We start from the raw sequence: 25,777 nt of genomic DNA, 5'->3' as shown, positions 1-25,777 counted from the left end.
AACATGGCAGAGCCGAAGAACGAAGATTTTCTGGATGATATTGATACCGCTGAAGCGGAAGAGTTAGCGGAGGAATTCGCTGAGATCGATGATGAAGCGATGGAGCTGGACGAGCTTCGGGCCGAGCGGGATCAGTTGAAAGACCGGTTTATGCGCGCTCTGGCTGATGCTGAAAACTCCCGTAAACGGGGTGACCGCGCACGCCGCGATGCTGAACAATATGGTGGCTCTAAACTCGCCCGTGATATGTTGCCTGTCTACGACAACATGAAGCGTGCGTTGGACAGCGTAACCGATGAGCAGAAAGCAGCCTCAGCAGCGATGATCGAAGGGATTGAGCTGACTATGCGTGCACTGTTGGGCGTGTTCAGCAAACACGGTATTCAAAATATTGCACCGCAAGTTGGTGACCGATTTGACCCGCAGATGCACGAAGCGATGTTTGAAGCACCACTTCCAGGTACGCGCGCCGGCGATATCATTCAGGTATCAGCTGAAGGATTTATGTTGCATGACCGCTTGTTGCGCCCAGCCCAAGTTGGCGTGTCTTCGACGCCTGCCTAAACAAACAGCCTGATTGCTGTTAGAAAGCTCCCTAATATTGGGAGCTTTTTTGTTTTGAAAATCTTAAAATTACTTATTCTGGCTGTTGCGGTGATGGCGGCAGGAAATTCTGCACACGCTCAGTCTTATCCAAATTACCAAGAAGTATTCGTCAACGACTATGTTGGGATCCTTTCTACAGAGGAAACACAGAGGCTTAGAAGTAAGCTACAAACATTGCGTGCTGTACATGATATCGAGTTTACCACCGTCACCATCAATAGAATGTCGGATTATGGGCATAGCGGTCCGATCGAACCCTTTGCCACAGGTCTTTTCAATCATTGGGGAGTTGGGAATGTAGTACGCGATGACGGGGTAATGCTACTTGTTGCACGCTATGATCGGAAGATGCGGATCGAAGTCGGTTCAGGTTATGGAACCAGCAAAAACGCTGCAATGGCTGAGATCATCCAAGATGTAATACTGCCCGAATTCCGCAAGGACAATTATGCTGCGGGTATCCTCAAGGGTGTGGATGAGGTGATCAACGAACTCACCGGGGCTTACCCAAATGAAAGTGACAGCAATGCGCTGGGACGCGCGTGGAAGAAGCTGGAGAGGTTTGCAGAACGAAATGTGATTGCGGTATTGGTAGCCATTTCTGGGGTCGGGCTGTTTCTGGTATCGGCGGGTCGATGGTGGTTCCGAAATCGCCCTCGTTACTGTCCGGTTGACAGGAACAAAATGATCCGTCTAACCGAGCAACTGGAAGATGCACATTTGGACGATGGTCAACAGACCGAAGAAAGGTTGAAGAGCAAAGATTACGACGTGTGGGATTGCCCTAACTGCAATCATGTAACCATCGAGGGCTACCGAGGCTGGTTTTCACGTATGGGAGGCTGTCGAAGCTGCGGTTACAAAACCTTACAAGGTGACACCACTATCCTCATACATGCAACGACCTCTTCGACCGGCCTCAAGCGGATTGATTATCACTGTCATCATTGCGCTGACAAATATTCGGCGACAAAAACAATTCCAAAGAAATCCAGTAGCTCTTCTTCCAGCAGCTCTTTTGGTGGTGGATCGTCTTCTGGCGGTGGTGCCAGCGGGAGTTGGTAGATCCTCAAAGCGAAGTAATCTGGAGTAAGAAGTGGCTTTGTGAAGAGCCACTTTTTGATGTTATTGACCTGCGTCCTTCAGACGATACAGCATCTCGAGCGCTTCACGTGGAGATAGGTCGTCTGGATGGACACTGGCCAGTAACTCCTCAAGAGGTGAAGGGCCTTTTGGGGCAGCAGCTTGCGGTGGAGGCGCTGCGGCAAACAATGGAAGATCATCAATCTGGATGCTTCCACCCCCACCGTTACGGCTGCTTTTTTCCAGCATATCCAGCACGTCACGTGCACGCGCCACAACAGTGGCAGGAAGACCGGCCAGCTGTGCGACCTGCACTCCATAAGACCGATCTGCAGCTCCTTTGCGCACTTCGTGGAGGAAAATTACTTCGCCCTCCCATTCCTTGACCGTGACAGTTGCATTATCAACACCGGCCAGTGTTGCAGCCAGTTGGGTAAGTTCGTGATAATGGGTCGCAAATAACGCGCGGGATCTATTAGTTTCGTGAAGGTGTTCCAGGGTTGCCCAGGCAATGGACAACCCGTCGTAGGTGGCCGTACCACGGCCAATTTCATCTAAGATAACCAGTGCACGGTCGTCAGCCTGATTTAGAATAGCTGCTGTTTCGACCATTTCGACCATAAATGTTGATCGGCCACGGGCCAAATCGTCAGAGGCGCCAACGCGACTGAACAGTTGGCTGACCACGCCGATATGTGCACTGTCAGCTGGTACGTAGCTGCCAATCTGTGCGAGTAGCGCAATCAATGCATTTTGCCGAAGGAATGTTGATTTACCGGCCATGTTGGGGCCGGTGAGTAACCAAACTGCTGCGCCATCGCTTGCAGTCAGGTCACAGTCGTTGGCGACGAATATCTCGCCACCCTGTCTACGCAACGCCTGTTCTACCACAGGATGACGGCCGCCACTGATCTCAAAAGCGCGGCTGGCATCGACTTGTGGGCGGTTCCAGTTTTCACCCTTGGCCAGATCTGCCAGGGCAGTTATCAGGTCCAGCTCAGCCAAACCCCGTGCGGCACTGCTGAGCTTGGCAGATACAGCCATAATAGAGGCTGAAAGGTCTAAATAGAGCCGCTTTTCGATCTCAAGCGCCTGATTTCCTGCATTCAGGATTTTGGTTTCGATTTCGCTTAGTTCAACCGTGGTGAACCTCACTTGATTGGCGGTTGTCTGTCGGTGAATGTAGCTTTCGGATAAGGGCGCAGACAGCATTTTCTCGGCATGTGTCGCGGTGGTTTCAATGAAGTATCCAAGCACGTTGTTATGCTTGATCTTCAGCGAGTTGATACCGGTGTGCTCAGCGTATTGCTTTTGCATGGCAGCAATAACCGTTCTGCCTTCGTCGCGTAGGGTGCGTGCTTCATCCAGTTCGCTGTTATAGCCCGACGCGATAAAACTACCGTCACGGGCCAGCAACGGAGGCTCGGCTACCAGAGCCGCATCCAGCAGCTCCAGCAGGTCATCAAACCCCTGCAAACTGGTGACTGCCAGTGCGGTCAGCTCCGGCAGGTCGAGATCCTTGCACAATTCGGCAATGGCCTCCGCTTCCGCTAGTCCGTTTCGGATGGCGGCAAGGTCGCGTGGCCCACCTCGTTCCAAAGCCAATCGGGACAGTGCCCGGTCCAGATCTGGAGTTCGACGCAGGGCATCACGTAATTGTTCGGAGAGTTGACTGTGGTCAAAAGAAAAATCTAGCGCCGTCAGGCGTGAATGAATGACGTCCAGACTGCGGGAAGGGTTGGATAGACGTTGCTCCAACAGACGGCCACCGCCTGGGGTGACGGTGCGATCAATAACAGCTAGCAGGGAGCCAGAGCGATCACCGGACAAAGACCGGGTTAGCTCCAGATTTCGCCGTGTCGCTGCATCAATCTGCATAACTCGGTTTTCGGCTTCCTGCTCGGGCACCTGCAGCAAGGGAAGTTTTCCCTTTTGCGTGATTTCAAGGTAATCGATCAAAGCGCCCATTGCTGAAATTTCGGCGCGTGAAAATGTGCCGAACCCATCGAGTGCCGCAACTTTGAATTGAGTGCACAGGCGTTTTTCTGCGGCTGTGCTGTCAAAGCTGGCTTTGCCCAGTGGTGTCAGTGGGAATTTATACTCTTCAGCCAAGGGCCGGATATGATCAAAAGCCGGTCCATCTGCGACGATCAATTCAGATGGACCTAGGCGTGCCAGCTCTGGCGACAATCGAACGCGCGCCACTGGCTTCACATGAAATGCACCCGTTGAAATGTCCGCCCATGCCAAGGCCGCTTGTTCGCGCATCTCAGAATAGGAAACTAAAAAATTGTGGCGGCGAGCTTCAAGAAGGGAGTCTTCGGTCAGGGTGCCGGGTGTAACCAAGCGTACCACATCCCGTTTGACGACTGTTTTGCCACCACGTTTCTTGGCCTCTGCAGGGGTTTCCAACTGTTCACCCACAGCAACCCGAAATCCCTTGCGGATCAATGTCAGCAGATAGCCTTCGGCGGCGTGAAACGGCACTCCGCACATTGGAATGTCATTGCCATTGTGCTTGCCACGTTTGGTTAACGATATGTCCAGTGCTTCGGCTGCTGCGACCGCATCATCAAAGAACATCTCGTAGAAATCGCCCATACGGTAGAACAGCAGCGCGTCGGGGTATTGCGCCTTGATGTCGAGATATTGCGCCATCATGGGCGTGACAGTGGCCAAAGTCAGGTCTCCGTGTCTGTATTCTGGTGGGGTCAAGTCGGCGCGACCTTACAAACCAGCCGCCTGTGGCGAAAGGTCAAAACGTATAAGCGTTGAGAACATGCGCTGCCTGCGATATGACGCCAAGAGGCACCGATCAGGAAACAGACGCAATGACCAAAGCTAAAATCACCAATGAAGAAGCCCTGGCCTTTCATTTAGAGCCAACACCCGGCAAATTTGAGATCGCGGCCACGGTACCGATGACCACTCAGCGTGATCTGTCACTTGCCTATTCGCCGGGCGTTGCAGTCCCCTGCGAGGCGATCGCTGAAAACCCTGCACTGGCCTATGACTATACCAACAAGGGCAATCTGGTTGCTGTCATCTCGAACGGGACCGCGGTTTTGGGTTTGGGCAATTTGGGTGCGCTTGGGTCTAAGCCGGTCATGGAGGGCAAAGCGGTTCTGTTCAAACGCTTTGCGGACGTCAACTCGATTGATATCGAGCTGGACACCGAAGACCCTGAGGCCTTTATCAACGCGGTAAAGTTGATGGAGCCAACCTTTGGTGGGATCAACCTTGAAGATATCAAGGCACCGGAATGTTTCATTATTGAGCAACGCCTGAAGGAAGAAATGGACATTCCTGTATTCCATGACGACCAGCACGGCACTGCGGTGATTTGTGCAGCAGGTTTGATCAATGCGCTGCATATTTCTGGTAAAAAAATCGAAGATGTAAAAATTGTTCTAAACGGCGCCGGCGCTGCAGGAATTGCCTGTATCGAGTTGCTGAAAGCTATGGGTGCGCGACACGAACATTGCATTATTTGTGATACTAAGGGTGTGATTTATCAAGGTCGTTCCGCGGGTATGAACCAGTGGAAATCAGCTCATGCCGTGCCTACTGATCTGCGCACATTGGAAGAAGCTATGAAGGGTGCTGATGTGTTCCTTGGTGTTTCTGCCAAGGGTGCAGTGACTCAGGACATGGTTTTAGCGATGGCACCCAATCCGGTGATTTTTGCTATGGCGAACCCTGATCCAGAAATCACGCCGGAAGAGGCCCATGAGGTTCGGGAAGACGCCATCGTTGCTACTGGTCGTTCGGATTATCCGAACCAGGTCAATAACGTGCTGGGCTTTCCTTATCTATTCCGCGGTGCGCTTGATATTCATGCACGCGCTATCAACGATGAAATGAAAATTGCGTGTGCCCATGCACTGGCTGCACTCGCACGTGAGGATGTCCCGGATGAGGTTGCGCTGGCCTATGGCAAAAGCCTGTCATTTGGTCGTGATTACATCATTCCGACACCGTTTGATCCTCGTTTGATCCACCGGATTCCAGTGGCAGTGGCCAAAGCAGGCATGGATACTGGTGCTGCGCGACGGCCAATTATTGACATGGAAACCTACGAACTGAGCCTAAAAAGCCGTATGGATCCTACTGCGTCGATCTTGCGAGGCCTGAATGCGCGCGCGCGTACAGCGCAGAGCCGGATGATTTTTGCCGAAGGCGACGACCAGCGTGTATTGCGCGCTGCGGTTACCTATCAGCGCTCGGGTTTTGGTAAGGCACTTGTTGTTGGCCGTCAGGACGACGTGAAGCAAAAGCTAGAAGAGGCCGGCCTTGGTGATGCGGTTGGCGAATTGGAAGTGATCAACGCTGCCATCACTCCACATTTGGATACTTACAAAGATTTCCTTTATTCACGCCTGCAGCGCAAAGGGTTTGATCTCAAGGATGTACACCGGTTGGCCGCGCGCGATCGGCATGTATTTTCCTCTTTGATGCTGGCCCATGGGCACGGTGATGGTCTTGTTACAGGTGCCACCCGCAAATCTGCGCATGTGCTGGATCGTGTTAACCATGTATTTGACGCCGATGCTGCGCACGGTGCGGCAGGGGTCACGGCGTTGTTGCACAAAGGGCGGATTGTTCTGATTGGTGATACTCTGGTACATGAGTGGCCAGATGAAAACGATCTGGCAAACATTGCCGAACGTGCCGCTGGTGTTGCCCGTCACATGGGACTGGATCCACGCGTTGCCTTTGTCAGCTTTTCCACATTTGGGTACCCAGTGTCAGAACGTGCAGAGAAAATGCATCTGGCGCCGGCAGTGCTGGACCAACGCGGCGTCTCCTTTGAATATGAGGGCGAAATGACGGTTGACGTAGCTTTGAATGCAGCGTCGCAAGACGCCTATCCCTTCTCACGCCTGACTGGCCCAGCCAATATCCTGATCGTTCCTGCCCGTCACTCAGCCTCGATCTCGGTGAAACTGATGCAGGAAATGGGGGGCGCCACTGTGGTTGGCCCAATTCTGAGTGGAGTAGATAAACCGATTCAGATTTGTTCAACGACAGCAACCGCCAATGACATTCTAAACATGGCAGTGCTGGCTGCCTGCGACATCGGGTAAATACCATGGCAATATGGAATCTCGGCTCTATCAACGCTGATATGGTTTATGCGCTACCGCATTTGCCGACGCCTGGTGAAACACTGGCGGCGCTGGATTTGCAGCAATTTCTGGGCGGCAAGGGGGCCAATATGTCGGTCGCTGCCGCTCGTGCCGGCTCGCATGTCTGTCACATTGGTGCGGTGGGCCCTGATGGAAAATGGGCAGTCGATAGGTTGATGGAATATGGCGTAGACACCCGCTATATTGACCAGATTGACACGCCAACCGGCCACGCGATCATCGCTGTTGATCGCCAGGGTGAAAACCAAATCATCTTGTTCCCCGGGGCCAATAGAGAGTTGACCAATGATCAACTGGGGCTGGCTGTGTCACAGGCTGGGTCGGGCGATATTCTCGTTTTGCAGAACGAAACGAATATGCAGGGGGAGGCTGCAAAAATGGGTCGCGAACTGGGCTTACGAGTTTGCTACGCGGCTGCACCGTTCGATGCCGAAGCTGTGCAGGCGGTTTTGCCATTTCTAGATCTGTTGTTCCTAAACGAGGTTGAAGCTCAGCAGTTGGAGCATGCAACAGGAAAGCCCGCCACCGAATTAGGCGTCTCAGATGTGATTATCACTTTGGGAGCTAAAGGCGCGCGCCATTTTAGTATGGGAACGGGAGAGATTTTGGACATTCCTGCATTACCTGTTACAGCCGTCGATACAACGGGCGCTGGCGACACTTTTACTGGCTATGTTCTTTCGGGACTTGATCGGGGACTGCCTATGCCGCAAGCAATGATGCTTGCGACACGCGCGGCCGCACTGATGGTCACGCGGCCAGGTACAGCTGATGTCATCCCTGATCTAAAAGAAACCCAAGACGCTCAGTTCTAGCGTCAATTTGGGTATTTGGTTGGGGATACAGATAGGGCGGAGTTCCTTCGCCCTTAATGCTTGTTGGCAAACGGCGCTGCATCCCCCCATAGCTCTGCTACTCGTTCATCTCGGCCGCAGGCTTGGCGATAACGTTTATAAGCCTCGGCCTGTCGTTTGGGACCAAACCGAGTGAATACCAGGTTTCGACCTTTGTAGTAATCTTGGTGATAGGCTTCTGCTGGATAAAACGGAGTCATTTCCAGTATCGGGGTTACAATCGTTTGCTGCAATGCCATTTGCGCTTCCACCTTGACCTGTTCTGCTAGTGTCCTTTCGCCCGTGTTAGAGACGAATAGGGCTGTACGGTAGCTGTCACCACGATCGCAAAATTGCCCTCCAGCATCGGTTGGATCTACTGAGCGAAAAAACATCATTAGCAGAGTTTCGCGGCTGACTTTTTCAGAATCAAAAAAGATCTGGACTGCTTCGTAGTGTCCGGTTCCACCCTTGCTGACTTGTTTATAGGTCGGATGTTTGCTGGTGCCGCCGATGTATCCTGAAACCGCGTTGGACACTCCCGGAACAGATTCAAAATCACTTTCGACACACCAAAAGCAGCCTCCTGCAACTACCAGAACTTCGCGTGTTTCAGCATGGGCTTCATGGCCACGTAACAGTGCCACTACCAACATCAGTACGGTCAACGCAACGGGCTTCAGGTTGTCAATTAGGCGCATAGTTACCTCCATTTCCCTTACCCTGACGTGCGTCTTAATTCGCCTCAATATGCTGACATCATTTGTCACAGAGAGGTGAGGGAACTTTATAGCCTAGGAGAAGTCGAAGTTCCCTTACTAGCGCTCTGCGCCAGTAAGGGTCAGTTTCCAATCAACGCTGCCTTGGTTAGGGGACAGGGGTCGTTTTCAAAAAACTGTCCCAAAATCTGTTGAAATTCAACTGGAGCGTTGGGGACTGCGCTAAACAAGGTCATGCTAGAACGGAGCTTTTTAGCGTCAACTGGCCCAAGAATCTGATCAGCAGGAATGGATGTATGAGTCAGCATAAGACGGCTGACTTCGATCAATCGACTACTTAGCTCAGTGTGATTCAAATAGGCAGTTGCTTCTGTCAAATCCTCGATGCCGTAGAGCTGGGCCATATGGGATTTACCCAGTTCGGCCAGTTGCGGAAAAACAAACCACATCCAGTGGCTGTTCTTTTGCCCGGCAGCGAGTTCACTCAGGACATCGTTCCACACGGTGTCCTGAGCCTCGACAAACATCTCTAACTCATCAGAGAAGTCTTCATCTTCCATTACTTAACCCGTTTGTTGCGCATCGCGATCAATTTCAAACGTAGGGCTTGCAACTGAATAAATCCAGCCGCGTCTTTTTGATCGTATGCGCCGGCGTCATCTTCAAATGTGACGTGCTCTTCGGAATACAACGAATGCTCGGACCAGCGGCCAACACAGGTGGCAGATCCTTTATACAGTTTTAAACGTACGGTGCCGGTGACATGGGTTTGGCTCGCGTCGATGGCGGCTTGCAGCATTTCACGCTCAGGCGAATACCAGAACCCGTTGTAGATCAGCTCTGCATATTTTGGCATCAGCTCATCTTTGAGGTGCATCGCGCCGCGGTCCATGGTGATCGATTCGATACCACGGTGTGCTTCTAGCAGCAGTGTGCCGCCCGGTGTTTCGTAGATGCCACGCGATTTCATGCCAACAAAGCGACCCTCAACAAGGTCGAGACGGCCACAGCCATGCTTGCCACCCAACTCGTTGAGCTTGGTGAGGATAGTGGCTGGCGACATTGATTCGCCATTGATCGAAACTGCATCGCCTTTATCAAAACCGATTTCGATGAACTCAGGCTCATTCGGTGCGTCTTCGGGGTGAACAGTGCGCTGATAGACGTAATCGGGTGCCATAACAGCGGGATCTTCCAGCACTTTGCCCTCGGACGAGGTGTGCAGCAGGTTGGCGTCAACCGAGAAGGGGGCCTCGCCACGTTTGTCCTTGGCAACCGGGATTTGGTTGGCTTCAGCAAACTCCAGCAGACGAGTACGTGAGGTCAGATCCCACTCACGCCAAGGTGCAATTACCTTGATGTCGGGGTTCAATGCGTATGCGGCCAGTTCGAACCGAACCTGGTCGTTGCCTTTGCCGGTAGCACCGTGTGCAACAGCGTCAGCGCCGGTAGCTTCTGCGATCTCAACAAGACGTTTGGAGATCAGCGGGCGGGCAATTGAAGTACCCAGCAGATACAAGCCTTCGTATACCGCGTTGGCGCGGAACATCGGGAAAACAAAGTCGCGGACAAATTCTTCACGAACATCTTCGATAAAGATGTTTTCCGGTGCAATTCCCAGCAGTTCCGCTTTGGCGCGGGCGGGCTCCAGCTCTTCGCCCTGACCCAGATCGGCGGTAAAGGTGACAACCTCACAACCGTACTCGGTCTGCAGCCATTTCAGGATGATCGAGGTATCAAGGCCACCGGAATAGGCCAGAACAACTTTTTTGGGCGCGGACATTGGAATTTCCTCTTCAGCAGAACGATTGGCCGATATCGCTTTTCGCGAGAGAGAGCAAGGATTTCTGGGGTTTTCGCGATGACTAGCTCCGTCTAGGGTCCGCAGCAAATTTGATTTGGTATTTGGAAGGACGAATTATGAAAGGTTGGAGCATATTTGCTCATTCAGTGGGGATGGTGACGCGCAATTTGTCCGAAGCCATGAAGATTGCACTGGTGCCTGTGTTGATCGGGTTTGGTTTGTTTGCTGCGTTACTGCTGATAACCGGATTAACTTTTGATACGTTCAACACTCAAGGTTCGGTCGAGTTATTGGTCCGAGATGTTGGTGTTGGAGCTCGGCTCTTGCCGATCTTATCGTTTTTGATTTTGTTCGTAGTTATCCAACTGTGGATTTTTGTTTCTTGGCACCGTTTTATTTTGCTCGAGGAGTACCCAAGTGGCTGGATACCTGAATTTCGTATTGACCGGATCGTGGCCTACTTTGGCAGCGGCCTGCTAATTGGACTCGTTGTTGTTGTGTCCATGCTTCCGCTTGGAATGATTGTTGGTGTTGCCGCTGCAGGCTTTTCATCGGCCTTGCCAATGGTTGCACAGTTTATTCCTTTGGTCACAATGACGCTTGCATATCTCATTTTTTATCGACTTTCGCCAGTTCTGCCCGCGGCTGCAGTTGGAGATTCCCTAAAGCTAGGAGAAGCTTGGGTCTTTACAGCAGGGGCAAGCGGTCCCTTGCTGGTTACCGGTATTTCGACTGCGGTTGTTCAGTTTTTGCTCCAGTATGTTGCCGGATTGTCTATGGTGGTGTTCCCTCCGTTCGGAATAGCTTTTCAATTATTGATTGCCCTGGTGATGTCCTTGGTAAATGTCAGTATTTTGACAACAATCTACGGCCACTATGTCGAAGAGCGCGAGATTGATTGATCTCCTTCGGACTTCCATGAATATTTGCCTGCCCCTTGCCTTGAGGGCAGGCATAGGCCACTCAATAAGGCATGACTGATTTTCAGACCCAGGCCCGTGCCTCCGAAGCCGCTATGCGCGATGTATTCCCAGCCACACCGCTGCAGCGCAATGCGCATCTGTCAGAGCGTTTTGGTGCCGAGATTTATCTCAAGCGAGAAGATCTGAGCCCAGTGCGATCTTACAAAATTCGCGGTGCATTCAACGCGATGCGTAAACAACCGGATCAGGATCTGTTTGTCTGCGCCAGCGCTGGCAATCATGCCCAAGGCGTTGCCTATATGTGCAGTCACATGGGGGTTAAAGGCGTGATTTTTATGCCTGTGACCACGCCACAGCAAAAAATCCAGAAAACCCGGATGTTTGGTGGTGACCAGATCGAGGTCCATCTTGTCGGCGACTATTTTGATGACACTCTGACAGCGGCACAGGAATGGTGTCAGCGTGAAGGCGGCCATTTTTTGTCGCCATTTGATGATGCGGATGTAATTGAAGGTCAAAGCTCAATTGCGGTCGAGATCGAGGCGCAACTGGGTAAAGTCCCTGATCACGTGATCCTGCCTGTAGGCGGAGGAGGAATGTCCTCTGGGGTGGCAAGTTGGTTTGGTGATCAGATTCATTGTTTGTTTGTTGAGCCTGAGGGTGGGGCCTGTCTGAAAGCGGCGCTAAAAGCAGGGCATCCGGTTTCTCTTGATCGTGTTGATACTTTTGTCGATGGTGCCGCTGTTGGGCGTATTGGGGTGCAACCATTTGCTTTGTTGCAACATGTTCCACTGCCTGATGTGCTGACTATTTCTGAGGACCGGATCTGTACAACGATGATCGAGATGTTGAACGTCGAAGGCATCGTTTTGGAGCCAGCCGGCGCGCTTGCAGTGGAAGCGCTGGGCGATGTTCGCTCGTGGATACGGGGAAAGACGGTTGTTTGTATCACCTCAGGCGGAAATTTTGACTTCGAACGCCTGCCAGAGGTCAAGGAACGTGCGCAACGTTACTCGGGCGTAAAAAAATACTTCCTGCTACGACTCCCACAACGTCCCGGAGCGTTGAAAGAGTTCCTGGGCATTCTGGGACCAGAAGATGACATTGCCCGGTTTGAGTATATGAAAAAATCTGCTCGCAACTTTGGTTCGGTTTTGATTGGCATTGAAACCAAGCGACCAGAGAATTTTCCAAAGCTATTTTCCCGACTCGACGAAGCAGGGTTCACTTACAGTGACATAACCAGTGATGAAACTTTGGCGCAATTTGTGATTTAGAGTCGGAACCATTCGGGGATTGCATTCACCTGAGGAATGCAACTCGGACATTGGGAGCGTTAAAACTATGGATAGATCAGGCTTTTCTCAAAACCGATTGGGCAATTCGTTGATGAACGTGGCTTTAGAAGATTGATACGTCGCGATGATCGCCGGAACATCTACAGTGTCTGCACTACCCTGTGCGGATTTCCGTTCCCCATCTTGGCACAGTGAAGAAAACCCCTGAAACCCTAGGCTCAAAGCGCTACCCTTCAGAAAATGTAAATCTTGCTCCAGCTGCGTACGATCAGAGAGTTTGCTGAGCTTGCCAATAACTTCTTCTACTTCTTCTAGAAACAGATCGACAACTTCCCCAAAGTCTTCGGCGCCTACTTCTTCACGCAATTCTTTTACTCTAGGCCAGTCAATCATGGCGGAAATCCTGTTACTCGTTCTTAATTCTGCTACATGTACGCTGAAACCGTAAAATTATGATGAATGAGGAAGTATACGTTAAATTTTAAGGTTCATGGCTTGTTAAGTGGCAGGAGTGATATTGCCACCGGTTACTAGATTTTCGGCTGACATTAACGAGGTGCATTCGGTGTTGCCAGACAGTACATTTGATAAGGACGAGCAAATCGACAATGGGTCGATTCGACGGGTTCTGGTCGTGGACGACAGTCGGCTCCAGAGGCGCATTCTTGTGGCGTCGCTGAAAAAGTGGGGATTCGAGGTTACCGAAGCTGAAAGCGGTGAGGCTGCAATGGAAATTTGCAGTTTGGACCCGCCGGACTTGATTCTCAGTGACTGGATGATGCCTGGAATGAGTGGCTTAGATTTCTGCCGGGCATTTCGTGAGTATTCCAAGGAAAGCTACAGCTATTTTATCCTGCTGACTTCAAAAAGTGAAAAGAACGAAGTCGCGGAAGGTCTCGATGCTGGCGCTGACGATTTTCTAACTAAGCCCGTAAGTTCGAATGAGCTGCGAGCCCGTATTTCGGCGGGTGAACGTATTCTGCGAATGCAGCGTGAACTGTCCGAAAAAAATCGTATTGTTTCCGATACTTTGGGTGAACTGCAGCGTGTCTATGACGCAATTGACAAAGACTTGGTTCAAGCACGAAAAATCCAACAATCTCTGGTGCCGGAACTGTCGCGCAAATTTGGGTCGTCTTCAGTCAGCTTGCTGCTAAAGCCCTGCGGTCATATTGGTGGGGATCTTGTTGGGATGTTCTCGCCAGGTGTGAACCGGTTGGGGTTCTATTCGATAGATGTGTCTGGCCATGGTATCACGTCGGCAATGATGACGGCCCGTCTGGGTGGCTATTTGTCGACAAACTATTTTGATCAGAACGTCGCGATGGAAAAACGCTTTAATCGGTTCTATGCATTGCGCCAGCCCGAGGAAGTGGCCAGCCTACTGAACGCTCGATTGATTGCTGATACAGGAATCGAAGAATACTTCACTATGGCTTACTGCATTGTGGATCTACGCAGCGGCATTCTCAAACTGGTCCAGGCGGGTCATCCACACCCATTGGTCTTACGCAAAGATGGGTCGACAGAGTTCTTGGGTGAAGGCGGTGTACCCGTAGGATTGATACCTGATATCCCCTATACGCAGGTGGAAACGGTGATGGAGCCGGGTGATAGACTACTGCTCTATTCGGATGGTTTTACCGAAGCACGGCTGGTGAATGGCGAGATGCTAGAACCTGAAGGACTGTTAGATCTGATTGAAAAGTGTGATTCCCGACAAAGTGGTCAGGAATTTTTGGACGATCTATATTGGCACCTTACACAAGTGATGTCGCCAGAATTTGGTCTGGAAGATGACGTTTCAGCCACTGTGTTTGAGTACAATGGACCGTGATTTGTAGATCTGCCATTGTTGGGCGTGAGGGGATGACCTCAGAATGATATTTCTCAACGATGCTGTTTTAATCTATTCAATTGAGCAGCAAAAAACCGGTCTCCGGGATTGCCTAGCTGACTGACAGCATCTGATGCGTCCGTCCAAATGGCTTCATGGTTTTTTTCCCTAGGTGGAGCAATGCGTTGCACTGGACGAGCAACGTATATGTGGCATAGTTTTTCTGCCCACAAATCGTACTCTGGCATATAAACAAACCGTCGGAAAATTCCAAATTTTTGCGGAGTGGAAATACTCCAACCAGTTTCCTCATGAACCTCACGGTGCAGCGCTGGGAGAGGAGATTCACCCGGGTCAATGCCTCCACCGGGCAATTGAATGTCAGGGTCAGGATCATATTGGCAGGTGAGTAGGAATTGACCATTTCGAGGCAATAACGCATAAACACCAGGCCTGCGGTGATAGTGGCGACCCGGCTCTGGTGGCTCTCCAAATCGTCTGATCACGCTGCAACCCCTTTCATCCAAATGTGATACACCTATATAGGCTCGATATGCCAACCTCGGGCGTGTAAGGAAACCCCATGACTCTTGGAACACAAATCGCTTGGGACGATACAGTCCTGCCATTTCAACTTGATGTTGTCGACATGCGTGGCCGCGTGGCGCGGCTGGATGGCGTGTTGGATGGTATCCTGAAACAACATGAATACCCGCCACAAGTCGAAGCCCTAGTGGCCGAAATGGCATTGTTGACCGCGTTGATCGGCCAGACCATCAAATTGCGCTGGAAACTGTCACTGCAGGTACAATCCAAAGGCCCGGTTCGGATGATAGCAACCGACTATTATGCGCCACAGGTTGAGGGCGAACCGGCTAGAATTCGTGCTTATGCCAGCTATGACGCTGACCGGCTGGATGATCGCACGCCATTTGATCAGGTGGGTGATGGATATTTCGCAGTTCTGATAGATCAGGGTGAAGGTAACACACCATATCAGGGTATCACCTCGCTGGATGGCGAATCTCTGTCGGCCTGTGCCGAAGCCTATTTTGCTCAATCTGAACAATTACCAACCCGGTTTAGCCTCAGTTTTGGTAAATCCTCAACACCCGGAAGTGCGGAGCATTGGCGGGCGGGCGGTATCATGTTGCAGCATATGCCCAAGGCATCCCCTTTTGTCGCCCAAGCTGAAGGTGACGGTGAGATCTTAACCGCTGCTGATCTAGTGGATGGTGAAGAGGGCGAAAATTGGAATCGGGTCAATATCCTGCTGGACACAGTCGAGGACCTTGAATTGATTGGCCCCTCGGTTCCTCCAACCGACCTCTTGCTGCGCCTCTTCCATGAAGAAGAGCCACGCGTGTTCGATCCACAGAGCGTCACATTTGGCTGTACATGTTCTGAAGAGCGTGTGCGTCAAAGCCTGTCTATCTATTCCGCTCAGGACCTCCAAAAAATGACCACCGATGACGGGCGTATTACTGCTGACTGCCAGTTTTGCAGTTCCCATTATGACCTAGACCCTAAAACGGTTGGGTTTGACGCGGAAAATCCGCCGAATGCCTGACCTGATCGAAACCCTTCGAACGGCTTTGGAGCGATCCGGAACGGGTTCGTCGGATTTTGATTTGAACCCGAATATTGAACTGGCAGCAGGGCGCAAGTTGCGTCCTGCTGGCGTATTGGTGCCTATTTCTACCACTAGTGGCGAACCACATGTAATTCTCACCAAGCGGTCATCGGCACTGAAGCATCACCCGGGCCAAATCGCATTTCCGGGCGGCAAGCAGGATGAAGGCGATGCCGATGTTACCGCTGCTGCCCTGCGCGAGGCCTGGGAGGAAGTCGGTCTGCCGAGTGATCTTCCACAGGTTATCGGCCAATTACCCGAACATGAAACCGTTACTGGATTCCGGGTCACACCCGTCGTAGCAATAATTGACCGTGATTTTCAGTTACAGCCCGAACCGGGCGAGGTCGACGAGGTGTTTTCCGTTCCTCTCAACCACCTGCTAAACCCCGAAAACTATGTCGTTGAATCAAGGTATTGGCGGCGCGAACGGCGGCTCTATTTTACGGTTCCTTATGGTCCCTACTATATATGGGGTGCCACTGCACGAATGCTGCGTGGGCTAGCAGATCGGATGCAATGATGACCCGAATTGATCAACCTTGGCTAAGTGATCCCAACACTCAAACGGTTTGTGATGCCATCTGTGCCGATGGGGCGCAGCTGCTCTTTGTTGGCGGATGTGTCCGCAATGCGCTTTTGGGTGTCGCGGTTTCGGATCTGGATTTGGCTACGGATGCACAGCCTGAAACGGTAATGAAATTGGCCAAACGGGCAGGGATCAAGGCGATTCCAACTGGGATTGATCATGGGACCGTTACGCTCGTTGGTGGTGGTACACCCTTTGAAATCACCACCTTTCGCAAGGATGTAGCGACTGATGGTCGCCGCGCTACTGTGGCATTTTCCAGTGACATCGCTGATGATGCTGCTCGGCGCGATTTCACGATGAACGCCCTGTATGCACGTCCTGATGGAACAGTGGTTGATCCTCTGGGCGGCATGGCAGACCTGAAGGCTCGTCAGGTGCGATTTATTGGTACGGCACAAAACCGCATTCGCGAGGACTATCTGCGATCACTGCGGTATTTCCGATTTCATGCTTGGTATGGTGACCCCGATGCTGGGTTTGACCCCGATGCTTTGGCGGCGATTGCAGGCAATCTGGATGGTCTGGATCAATTGTCGCGTGAAAGGGTTGGCGCTGAGTTTCTTAAGCTTCTGTCAGCTGATGATCCGGCCCCGGCAGTCGCAGCAATGCGGCAGTCAGGCGTGCTTTTGCGCTTGCTCCCCGGAGCGGATGACCGTGCGCTGGCGCCACTGATCTGTCTTGAAGCAGGGCATGCACCTGATCCTATACGTCGATTGGCCGCGCTGGGCGGTGCAGATATTGGGGAACACTTGCGGCTAAGCAAGGCGCAGGTTGTCAATTGGATCACTTTGCGCGATCAGGCTGAGGGAACGACATCTCCATCTGAACTGGGATATAGGTTTGGCGTCACCAAGGCGAGGGATGTGCTGCTATTGAGATCAGCATTGTTGGAACAACCCCTTTTTCCCAATTTAGAGACTGAAATTGCCTTTGGTGGATCTGCGAAATTTCCACTGTCGGCGCGTGATTTGATGCCAGAAATTACGGGTAAACAATTGGGAGAAACGTTGAAACAACTTGAGTCTGACTGGATCACCTCAGGGTTTACGCTGACCCGTGAGGCGCTGTTGGCCAATCGAAAATAGCGACAGCACAACCAAAGCGCGTGACAAAGATAAAAATCTGTCCTAACTGTAGGCCATCAATAACCTGTCAAATGACGGAGGAATACAAATGTATCGTGGGATCTGGTTCATTTAAAACCGATATCCTGTCTGATTGACTAGGGTGCCTTGGCACCGTTGTCTGCATTTGTAATTGCTATTGCTCAACTGGAGCACCCCCCCATGTTTCGATACTTTGAAAATCTTGTAGACCCTTATTGCGACTATGCGGAACAGGATACGCCACCAACGCGGTTGTGGCCGTTTATGCGTAGCTACTCCCAGCCGTTTAAAAGAATATTCTTTTGGGCAGCTGTCATGTCCGTCATCGTAGCAACGATTGAAATTGGACTCATTTATTATATGGGTCGGATTGTGGACCTGTTGGGCAATGGACCTGCCCACTTGTGGGAGAACCACGGTACTGAACTGATTCTTGTTGCTGCCTTTATCTTATTGATCCGTCCCGCACTTCAGTTGGTGGATGTACTGATTTTGAATAATGCGGTTCTTCCCAATTTTGGCACGTTGATCCGCTGGCGGGCTCATAAACATGTTTTACGTCAATCGGTTGGCTGGTTTGAAAACGATTTTGCGGGCCGTATTGCCAACCGGATCATGCAGACACCACCAGCCGCAGGTGAAGTGGTATTTCAGGTCTTCGACGCGATTTCTTTCTCGCTTGCTTACCTGATTGGCGCTGCCATTTTACTGATGGCAGCTGATCCACGCTTACTGTTGCCCCTGATTATTTGGTTTGCATTATACGGTTTGTTGGTGCGCTGGATGATCAAGCGGGTTGGCCCAGCATCTCAGGCTTCATCTGACGCGCGTTCGGCAGTGACCGGAGCCGTAGTGGACAGCTATTCCAATATTCATTCGGTCAAGATGTTTGCACATCACAACCACGAAATGGCGGTTGCCAAGGGTGTGATTGAGAAAACGCGCAAGACCTTTCAGGCAGAGATGCGGATTTTCACCATTGTTGATGGCGTCTTGGTTACATTGAATGGCGTGCTGATCGTTGGAGTGGTGGGCTGGGCTATGTATCTTTGGTCATTGGATCAGGCTTCAGTTGGTGTCGTCGCGGCAGCGACCACGCTAACCTTGCGTCTAAATGCGATGACTGGCTGGATTATGTGGGCTTTGAATTCGTTCTTCCGTGAATTGGGTGTGGTTTCCGAAGGCATGCAAACGATTGCTCAGCCGATTGATCTGGTGGATGCCGCCAATGCGGCCCCTTTGCAACTAACCAGTGGTCAGATTCAACTTAAGAACCTATCGCATCACTACGGGCGAGAAACCGGTGGTCTTGATAAAGTGAATCTTACCATTCGGCCGGGTGAAAAAATTGGTTTGATTGGCCGTTCCGGTGCGGGCAAATCATCTTTGGTTAAGTTGCTCTTGCGGTTTTACGACACTGAACGCGGGCAAATTTTGATTGATGGTCAGGATATTCGCTCGGTGTCTCAGGATAGCCTGCGCAGCAATATCGGTATGGTACAACAAGACAGCTCACTGCTGCATCGCTCGGTGCGTGATAACTTGTTGTATGGGCGCCCAGATGCAACCGAAGAGCAAATGATCAAAGCGGCCAAGCAAGCTGAAGCTCATGATTTCATTCTGGATCTCGAAGACCCGCAAGGGCGCAAAGGGTATGATGCACACGTTGGTGAACGAGGTGTGAAACTGTCGGGCGGCCAGCGTCAGCGTGTCACTTTGGCCCGTGTTATACTCAAAAACGCACCAATCCTGTTGTTGGACGAGGCGACAAGTGCGCTGGACAGCGAGGTGGAAGCGGTGATCCAGAAAACCTTGTATGGCATGATGGAGGGCAAGACCGTGATCGCGATTGCACATAGGCTGTCCACCATCGCACAGATGGATCGAATTCTGGTGCTGGACCAGGGTCGGATAGTGGAACAAGGTAGTCACGATGATCTACTGGCTGCGCAGGGGCAATATGCCCAATTTTGGGCGCGGCAGTCGGGTGGTTTCCTGAATATCGAGGCAGCAGAATGAATATTGGAAATTGGATCGACGCATTTCGCCCTGCAGTAGGGCCGCCGCCGCAAACTCTTTGGCCTTTCTTGCGCTGGAGCCTGTCCGGGGCTTGGCCAATGTTGATCTTGGCAGCTTTGTTTTCGGCATTGGCAGGCGGGATGGAGGCTGGAACCGCTTATATCCTTGGTCTTGTCATTGATACTGCCGTGTCCAGCGGTCCACAGGTATTTTTCACACCTCAAAACCTACTGATAATAGCCGGAGCTATCGGTTTCTTTCTGATCATTCGCCCAGTTCTGTTCACTTTGTCTGCGGTGTCGAATTCGATCATCGTGCAGCCAAACGTAAACCCAATGGTTCTGTCCCGGTTGAATCGATGGGTCTTAGGGCAGTCGGTTAGCTTTTTTGATGACGATTTTGCCGGTCGCATTGCGCAAAAACAAATGCAAACTGCCAGTGCGGTGACCTCTGTCGCGTCAGAGGTCATCAATGTTGTAGCATTTGCTCTGGCCTCGATGATTGGCACAATGGCGCTGCTTGGCGCAATTGATCTGCGTATTACGGTACTGTTTCTCGTCTGGTTGGTTGGCTATTTTGCGGTGATTAGCTGGTTCTTGCCACGGGTGCGTATACGGGCCGGTACACGGGCCGGGGCCAAAGCGATGGTTACTGGGCAGGTTGTGGATTCGATCACCAACATCAAAACGGTTAAGCTGTTTGCCCATGCTGATCATGAGGAAAAGACTGCTCAAGATGCTATGGGTGATTTCCGAACTAAGGCGCTGAGCTTTGGCTATCTTGCGGCGGGTTTTCGGTTCGCCCTGATGACACTGGCTGGGTTGCTACCGGTACTGCTGATCGGAGCGACACTGCTACTCTGGCAGTCGGGGCAAGCGACCGAAGGCGATATTGTTGCAGCAGGTGCGGTGTCGATCCGGATTGCTCAGATGACCGGTTGGGTTAGCTTCACCTTGATGGGGATCTATTCCAACATCGGTGAAATCGAAAACGGTATGAAAACACTGACCGTGCGAAATCGTGTCGAAGATGCAAATGATGCGGTGGATCTTGTTGTCCCCCGTGGTGAGATTGTTTTTGACAATGCCGGATTTGCTTACGGTCGTGATATTGGGGGCATTCAAGGCATTTCTCTGACGATCAAGCCAGGCGAAAAACTAGGCATCGTTGGCGCTTCGGGTGCTGGGAAATCCACCTTGGTTTCACTGCTCATGCGGCTCTATGACGGCGAATCGGGCCGTATTTTGATTGACGGTCAAGATATCTCAAATGTTTGCCAAAACTCTTTGCGTCGTCAGATTGGCATGGTCACGCAGGAAACCGCGATGTTCAACCGCTCAGCACGCGATAACATCTTGTATGGAAGCCCGAATGCCAGCGAAGCCGAACTGATTGATGCGGCCAGTAAAGCTGAAGCGGACGATTTCATTGCCTTGCTGCAGGATGGCCAGGGGCGGCAGGGATATGATGCCCATCTGGGTGAACGCGGTGTTAAGCTGTCTGGTGGGCAGCGTCAGCGTATTGCTCTTGCCCGCGCAATCCTAAAAGATGCCCCAATTCTCGTGTTGGACGAAGCTACTTCGGCCCTGGATTCCGAAGTCGAGGCAGCGATCCAATCCGCCCTGCACCGGGTGATGGAGGGTAAAACCGTTTTGGCAATTGCACACCGATTGTCGACGCTCAGCGAAATGGATCGCATCGTTGTAATGGATCAGGGCCGCATTGCGGAAAGTGGTAGCCACGATCAGCTACTGGCCGAGGGTGGTTTGTATGCGCAATTTTGGGCCCGACAGTCGGGTGGGTTCATTCGAACTGAGACAGAGGCCGAGGCAGCGGAATAAGGCTTTTGCCAAAGCGCTCTGCGGACTGTATCAGGGCGCTTATGAGTACATCAGCCAGAACCACCGCCAGCATCACTCGTCTCGGACACCAAGGTGACGGAGTCGCCGAAGGTCCGCTATTTGCCCCTCGTACCCTGCCGGGTGAGGTGATTACTGGCACTGTCGATGGCAGTGCGCTGGGCGACATTCGTATTGAAACGCCGTCGGATCACCGGGTGCAGGCGCCTTGTCGCCACTATAAATCCTGTGGCGGTTGCCAGTTGCAACACGCGGATGATGGGTTCGTGGCTGAGTGGAAACAGGGCATCGTGTACAATGCATTGACGGCGCAGGGGTTGGAAACTGAGTTTCGCCCTATTCATACCTCTCCGCCGCACTCTCGCCGCCGCGCGACACTGGCGGTGCGACGTACTAAAAAAGGTGCAATGGCAGGATTTCACGGCCGTGCCTCAGGCGTGATTACACAAATCCCGGATTGTCACTTATTGGATCCAGACCTGTTGGCCGCGATTCCGATGGCTGAAAATTTGGCATTGATCGGTGCCAGTCGCAAAACACCACTGGCGGTCACCGTGACCCTGTCTGACATTGGTTTGGATGTGCTGGTCAAAAACGGCAAACCCTTGGATGGCCCATTGCGATTGTCGCTGGCTCAATCTGTTGAAAAACTGGGTATTACCCGTTTGACTTGGGATGATGAACAGATCGCAATGACCCAGCCGCCCACCCAAACATTTGGCAATGCAAAGGTCTGTCCGCCACCGGGTAGCTTTTTGCAGGCCACCCGCGATGGTGAAGCGGCACTGCTTGCAGCAGTGCAAGACATCGTTCAGGGCGCTAAGCGCATTGTTGATTTGTTCGCAGGCTGTGGCACCTTTGCGCTGCCTTTGGCAGAGCAGGCTGAGGTGCTAGCAGTTGAAGGCGACCCGGAAATGATCCAGGCACTAGAGGCCGGATGGCGTCAGGCCAAGGGTTTGAAACTGGTCAAAGCGGTTGCTCGAGACTTGTACCGCCGTCCAATGATGCCGGATGAGCTGAATCCTTTTGGAGCCTTTTACGAGGCCGCAGTTCTCGATCCACCCCGCGCCGGTGCCGAGGCACAGGTGGCTGAGCTGATTGAGGCCCGTACCAAGACCATCGCCTATGTGTCATGTAATCCGGTCAGTTTTGCACGTGATGCTAAGGTATTGGTCGAGGCCGGCTATCAGCTGAACTGGGTTCAGGTTGTTGACCAGTTTCGCTGGTCATCCCATACCGAACTGGTTGCATCCTTCACCCTTGCCGATTGATTCCAAATCCGGAAACCCCATTATGAATATTATTCAACGCCTTACGGTCATCCTGGATAGCGCACGGTTTGGCCACTTCATTACCGCGGTCATTCTGGTGAATGCAGTGACATTGGGTTTGGAGACCGCTCCATCCATTATGGCACGAGCCGGTGGTGTCATTACACTGATCGACGAGATGTGTCTGGCTATTTTTGTTCTCGAAATTTTGGCTAAACTAATGGTGCGGCGACACAGATTCTTTTTTAGTGGCTGGAATATATTTGATTTTATCATTGTTGGAATAGCGTTGGTGCCTGGCGCACAGGGACTTTCAGTTTTGCGTGCCTTGCGAATCCTTCGGGTACTACGCGTGATTTCAGTTGCGCCCAGCCTGCGCCGGGTTGTCGAAGGATTTATTACGGCCTTGCCCGGAATGGGCTCGGTGTTTTTATTGATGGCGATCATTTTCTATATTGGCTCGGTGATTGCGACCAAACTGTTTGGCGGAACGTTTCCAGAATGGTTTGGTACGTTAGGGCACAGCGCCTACTCCTTGTTCCAAATCATGACGCTAGAAAGCTGGTCAATGGGGATTGTACGGCCGGTAATGGTGGTGTTCCCCTATGCTTGGGTGTTCTTTGTGCCCTTCATCATGGTCACCACCTTTGCGGTAGTGAACTTGCTCGTGGGTCTGATTGTGAATTCGATGCAAGACGCCCACAGCGTCGAGGACACCGTACGTACTGACGCCTATCGTGATCAGGTTCTGGCCCGGCTCGAAGCTATCGAGCGGCGGTTGCCCGCGCAAAATGAACAAATTGCTAAGAAGTGATTTTGGTTAACGAAGTGTTTAGGGGTATTCTGGCAAAAAGCCAAAAACGAGCAGAAACCAGAGCTATCAAAATGAACAGACGAGCATTTGGGTTGGGCGCAGCTGCTACATTATCCGTAGCTGGCTGTGGCAATGCATCCAACAAATTCAAAAGTTACCATGGCCCCGAAGTTACCTCAGTGGTGATCAACAAGGGTGCACGCAAAATGTACCTGTTGCACAATGAAGAAGTGCTGCGTGAATATAAAGTCGATTTGGGTTTTGCGCCTTCAGGGGCCAAAACGATAGAGGGCGATGGGAAAACGCCTGAAGGTACTTATGTGATTGACCGCCGCAATCCCAATAGTTCCTATCATTTGTCAGTAGGTATCTCGTATCCCAATAGTCAAGACGTTGCTGAAGCCAATGCTCTGGGCAAACGGCCCGGTGGTGAGATTTTCATTCACGGACAACCCAATGACGCAAAGGCTCGTCGAAGAGCTGCACGGGTGGATGATTGGACTGCAGGCTGTATTGCCGTGTCAAACGATGAGATCGAAGAGATCTATTCCATGGTCGGCAATGGCACCACGATTACCCTGCGGCTGTAAGTCTGGCGGCAAACAACAAATGTTTGCGGTTTAAAATCTCAGAATTTCACATTGCCAGAAACAACTAAAGGCGGCTCAGGGCCGCCTTTGTAGGTGCTTGCTGGTCTGTAGAATTACCCGCCCATAACCAGCGTCCACCAAATTTTGCCGTTACTTTCCTGAAACCAAGAGAAACCCAAATTGACTGCCTTGGGATCCATGATGACTGCGCGGGTACCGGGGTCTTCCATCCAGGCTGAAAGAGTTTCCAATTCGCCTTCATAGGTTTCAGAAATGGCTTCTCCAAGCATGGTGCCAGTGTATCCGGTACGGGCAACACGGTCCAAAGGCGAAGACCCGTCAGATCCAAAATGCCACGGTCTGTTCTGCACGGACATGTCACGAGAATGTGTAGCGGCCGCAGCGTTTAGCTGACCGTTCAGCTGCACCACTGGGTTGCCAGAGGCCTGTCGCAACGCATTTACCGAATCAAGCATGCGGAACTGAACCTTGTCTGCATTGCGGATTCGATATGCCTTGCCACTACCACTTGAACCGCCATTGGGCACTGGGGTACAGGCGACAGCTAGGGTCAGCACGGCTGCGACAACAATCAATAATACACGCTTCATTTTGCACCTTGTCTAATATCTAGCTACAGCACTTAGCCTTAGTGTGGCATTGGCGCAAACGTGCTGGCGGTAAAATGCTCGTGGTGACAAGGGATTGATTTGCGACTGAGGCATTCACGCCATAATATGCGCCATGATAGATTCCATTTGTGCAGGTAATGACGTTCATGTCTTCTAAGCCATTCCAAACTCCGTCCCGCAGGTTGTTTTTAACCGGCTCAGCGGCACTTCTGGGGGCCCCAGCTTTGGCGCAAGTCACTGCCGACCCCGATGCTGAACCCGTTATCGATCCATTGCGGCCAGCCGCAGAAGCAGAAGCCCCTGTGCGCCGCAACATTTCTGCGTTTCGGGCCAAGAGCTGGCAGCCTTATTTCGACAACCTGAAAGGTGGCGCGATTTTGGTCGACATCGACAGTCGCGCATTACATTACTGGTCCGCAGATGGGGCAACTTACAAACTGTTCCCATCGTCAGTGCCTGTGTCTGATGATTTGACCCGCCGTGGCCGCACTAGCATTATACGTAAAGTCGAAGGCCCGTCTTGGTCGCCTACGCCCAATATGCGAAAACGCAATCCAGAGTGGCCGTCTTATGTTCCACCGGGTCCGGACAATCCCTTGGGAAGCCATGCATTGTATCTCAGCTGGAAGTATTATCGGATTCACGGAACCCATGATACGCGTAAAATTGGACGAAAGTCTTCCAATGGCTGTATTGGCCTTTATAATGAACATATTGCGCAGCTTTTCGGGATGGCTAAGATAGGCACCCAAGTGTTGCTTATTTGACCACATTGTCTCCCGGCTAAGCCGGTTTCTCTCAACAAGCGTTTGCAATCTCGGGTTTTTACTGGTTAGAAAAAAACACGAGGTATGTCTTGGCTGCGTAGACCATATTTGAATGGTCGCGCCTTTTTCTGGAGGTTAATATGAAAAAACTCGTTCTCGCCGCTGCTCTGTCCGCTGCTGCTTCGACCGCATTTGCGGGTAGCTACGCTGAGCCCATCGTTGAGCCACCCGTAATCATCGA

Annotated in this window: 23 protein-coding genes; 16 read left to right on the top strand and 7 right to left on the bottom strand. The window is 51.8% G+C overall.

Going from position 1 to position 25,777, the window contains the following annotated elements:
* The first annotated feature begins 3 nt into the window (after positions 1-3).
* Both GO984_RS18485 and GO984_RS18480 read left to right on the top strand, forming a co-directional pair.
* Positions 4-564, top strand: a complete 561-nt coding sequence (locus tag GO984_RS18485) for a nucleotide exchange factor GrpE (RefSeq protein WP_138162720.1) — start codon at positions 4-6, stop codon at positions 562-564.
* A gap of 54 nt (positions 565-618) precedes the next feature.
* The gene (locus GO984_RS18480; protein ID WP_157024077.1) at positions 619-1,671 is read left to right on the top strand and encodes a TPM domain-containing protein; all 1,053 of its coding nucleotides are present in this window, start codon (positions 619-621) and stop codon (positions 1,669-1,671) included.
* Between the two features lie 60 nt (positions 1,672-1,731).
* On the opposite strand, the gene mutS is transcribed toward GO984_RS18480, so the two are convergent.
* Positions 1,732-4,350, bottom strand: a complete 2,619-nt coding sequence (gene mutS / locus GO984_RS18475; RefSeq protein WP_209279441.1) for a DNA mismatch repair protein MutS — start codon at positions 4,348-4,350, stop codon at positions 1,732-1,734.
* 170 nt (positions 4,351-4,520) lie between these two features.
* Between mutS and GO984_RS18470 the strand changes: the two genes are divergently transcribed.
* Positions 4,521-6,776: an NADP-dependent malic enzyme gene (locus GO984_RS18470; RefSeq protein ID WP_157024075.1), complete on the top strand. Its 2,256-nt coding sequence runs from the start codon at positions 4,521-4,523 to the stop codon at positions 6,774-6,776.
* A gap of 5 nt (positions 6,777-6,781) precedes the next feature.
* A complete protein-coding gene (locus GO984_RS18465; protein WP_157024074.1) occupies positions 6,782-7,654 on the top strand; it encodes a ribokinase in 873 nt (290 codons plus the stop codon).
* A 53-nt stretch (positions 7,655-7,707) separates the two neighbouring features.
* On the opposite strand, the gene msrA is transcribed toward GO984_RS18465, so the two are convergent.
* The 3 genes from msrA to GO984_RS18450 all read right to left on the bottom strand — a co-directional run bounded on the left by msrA (position 7,708) and on the right by GO984_RS18450 (position 10,174).
* Positions 7,708-8,373: a peptide-methionine (S)-S-oxide reductase MsrA gene (gene msrA / locus GO984_RS18460; protein WP_157024073.1), complete on the bottom strand. Its 666-nt coding sequence runs from the start codon at positions 8,371-8,373 to the stop codon at positions 7,708-7,710.
* A 140-nt stretch (positions 8,374-8,513) separates the two neighbouring features.
* Positions 8,514-8,951 carry a DUF1810 domain-containing protein gene (locus GO984_RS18455; RefSeq protein ID WP_157024072.1) on the bottom strand — a complete coding sequence of 146 codons (438 nt, stop codon included), beginning with the start codon at positions 8,949-8,951 and terminating at the stop codon, positions 8,514-8,516.
* Positions 8,951-10,174, bottom strand: coding sequence for an argininosuccinate synthase (locus tag GO984_RS18450; RefSeq protein ID WP_157024071.1), 1,224 nt, complete (start codon positions 10,172-10,174; stop codon positions 8,951-8,953). The genes GO984_RS18455 and GO984_RS18450 overlap by 1 nt, the downstream gene beginning before the upstream one ends.
* Positions 10,175-10,311: 137 nt before the next feature.
* Between GO984_RS18450 and GO984_RS18445 the strand changes: the two genes are divergently transcribed.
* Both GO984_RS18445 and ilvA read left to right on the top strand, forming a co-directional pair.
* A complete protein-coding gene (locus GO984_RS18445) occupies positions 10,312-11,097 on the top strand; it encodes a hypothetical protein (protein ID WP_157024070.1) in 786 nt (261 codons plus the stop codon).
* Between the two features lie 71 nt (positions 11,098-11,168).
* Positions 11,169-12,395, top strand: coding sequence for a threonine ammonia-lyase IlvA (gene ilvA, locus GO984_RS18440; protein ID WP_157024069.1), 1,227 nt, complete (start codon positions 11,169-11,171; stop codon positions 12,393-12,395).
* A gap of 87 nt (positions 12,396-12,482) precedes the next feature.
* Here ilvA and GO984_RS18435 read toward each other — a convergent pair whose 3' ends face one another.
* The gene (locus tag GO984_RS18435; RefSeq protein WP_138162730.1) at positions 12,483-12,809 is read right to left on the bottom strand and encodes an Hpt domain-containing protein; all 327 of its coding nucleotides are present in this window, start codon (positions 12,807-12,809) and stop codon (positions 12,483-12,485) included.
* 172 nt (positions 12,810-12,981) lie between these two features.
* Between GO984_RS18435 and GO984_RS18430 the strand changes: the two genes are divergently transcribed.
* Complete coding sequence (locus tag GO984_RS18430; RefSeq protein WP_138163008.1) at positions 12,982-14,253, top strand: PP2C family protein-serine/threonine phosphatase; 1,272 nt, start codon at positions 12,982-12,984, stop codon at positions 14,251-14,253.
* Positions 14,254-14,306: 53 nt separating this feature from the next.
* Here the strand turns inward: GO984_RS18430 and GO984_RS18425 are convergent, their stop codons facing one another.
* Positions 14,307-14,759 carry an NUDIX domain-containing protein gene (locus GO984_RS18425; RefSeq protein WP_167740413.1) on the bottom strand — a complete coding sequence of 151 codons (453 nt, stop codon included), beginning with the start codon at positions 14,757-14,759 and terminating at the stop codon, positions 14,307-14,309.
* A 77-nt stretch (positions 14,760-14,836) separates the two neighbouring features.
* Between GO984_RS18425 and hslO the strand changes: the two genes are divergently transcribed.
* From hslO to GO984_RS18385, 8 genes are all read left to right on the top strand, one after another.
* Positions 14,837-15,823 carry an Hsp33 family molecular chaperone HslO gene (gene hslO / locus GO984_RS18420; protein WP_157024066.1) on the top strand — a complete coding sequence of 329 codons (987 nt, stop codon included), beginning with the start codon at positions 14,837-14,839 and terminating at the stop codon, positions 15,821-15,823.
* The gene (locus GO984_RS18415) at positions 15,816-16,409 is read left to right on the top strand and encodes a CoA pyrophosphatase (protein WP_157024065.1); all 594 of its coding nucleotides are present in this window, start codon (positions 15,816-15,818) and stop codon (positions 16,407-16,409) included. Before hslO ends, GO984_RS18415 begins: the two co-directional genes overlap by 8 nt.
* A complete protein-coding gene (locus GO984_RS18410; protein WP_157024064.1) occupies positions 16,409-17,563 on the top strand; it encodes a CCA tRNA nucleotidyltransferase in 1,155 nt (384 codons plus the stop codon). The genes GO984_RS18415 and GO984_RS18410 overlap by 1 nt, the downstream gene beginning before the upstream one ends.
* A 201-nt stretch (positions 17,564-17,764) precedes the next feature.
* Positions 17,765-19,603 (top strand): ABC transporter ATP-binding protein, encoded by a 1,839-nt coding sequence (locus tag GO984_RS18405; protein ID WP_157024063.1) that lies wholly within the window; start codon positions 17,765-17,767, stop codon positions 19,601-19,603.
* Positions 19,600-21,444 (top strand): ABC transporter ATP-binding protein, encoded by a 1,845-nt coding sequence (locus GO984_RS18400; RefSeq protein ID WP_157024062.1) that lies wholly within the window; start codon positions 19,600-19,602, stop codon positions 21,442-21,444. Before GO984_RS18405 ends, GO984_RS18400 begins: the two co-directional genes overlap by 4 nt.
* 41 nt (positions 21,445-21,485) lie before the next feature.
* On the top strand, positions 21,486-22,733 hold the full coding sequence (locus GO984_RS18395; RefSeq protein WP_157024061.1) for a class I SAM-dependent RNA methyltransferase: 1,248 nt from the start codon (positions 21,486-21,488) through the stop codon (positions 22,731-22,733).
* A 22-nt stretch (positions 22,734-22,755) separates the two neighbouring features.
* On the top strand, positions 22,756-23,547 hold the full coding sequence (locus tag GO984_RS18390) for an ion transporter (RefSeq protein ID WP_157024060.1): 792 nt from the start codon (positions 22,756-22,758) through the stop codon (positions 23,545-23,547).
* A gap of 71 nt (positions 23,548-23,618) precedes the next feature.
* Positions 23,619-24,137 carry a L,D-transpeptidase family protein gene (locus GO984_RS18385; protein ID WP_157024059.1) on the top strand — a complete coding sequence of 173 codons (519 nt, stop codon included), beginning with the start codon at positions 23,619-23,621 and terminating at the stop codon, positions 24,135-24,137.
* Positions 24,138-24,250: 113 nt separating this feature from the next.
* Here the strand turns inward: GO984_RS18385 and dalA are convergent, their stop codons facing one another.
* Positions 24,251-24,748, bottom strand: coding sequence for a divisome-associated lipoprotein DalA (gene dalA, locus GO984_RS18380; protein ID WP_157024058.1), 498 nt, complete (start codon positions 24,746-24,748; stop codon positions 24,251-24,253).
* Between the two features lie 167 nt (positions 24,749-24,915).
* On the opposite strand from dalA, the gene GO984_RS18375 reads away from it, so the two are divergent.
* Entirely contained in the window at positions 24,916-25,536 is a 621-nt protein-coding gene (locus tag GO984_RS18375; protein ID WP_157024057.1) for a L,D-transpeptidase, read from the top strand.
* Positions 25,537-25,777 lie beyond the last annotated feature (241 nt).

This window comes from Parasedimentitalea huanghaiensis (assembly GCF_009753675.1).
Taxonomy (GTDB): domain Bacteria; phylum Pseudomonadota; class Alphaproteobacteria; order Rhodobacterales; family Rhodobacteraceae; genus Parasedimentitalea; species Parasedimentitalea huanghaiensis.
This window is presented reverse-complemented; position numbering and strand designations above follow the sequence as displayed.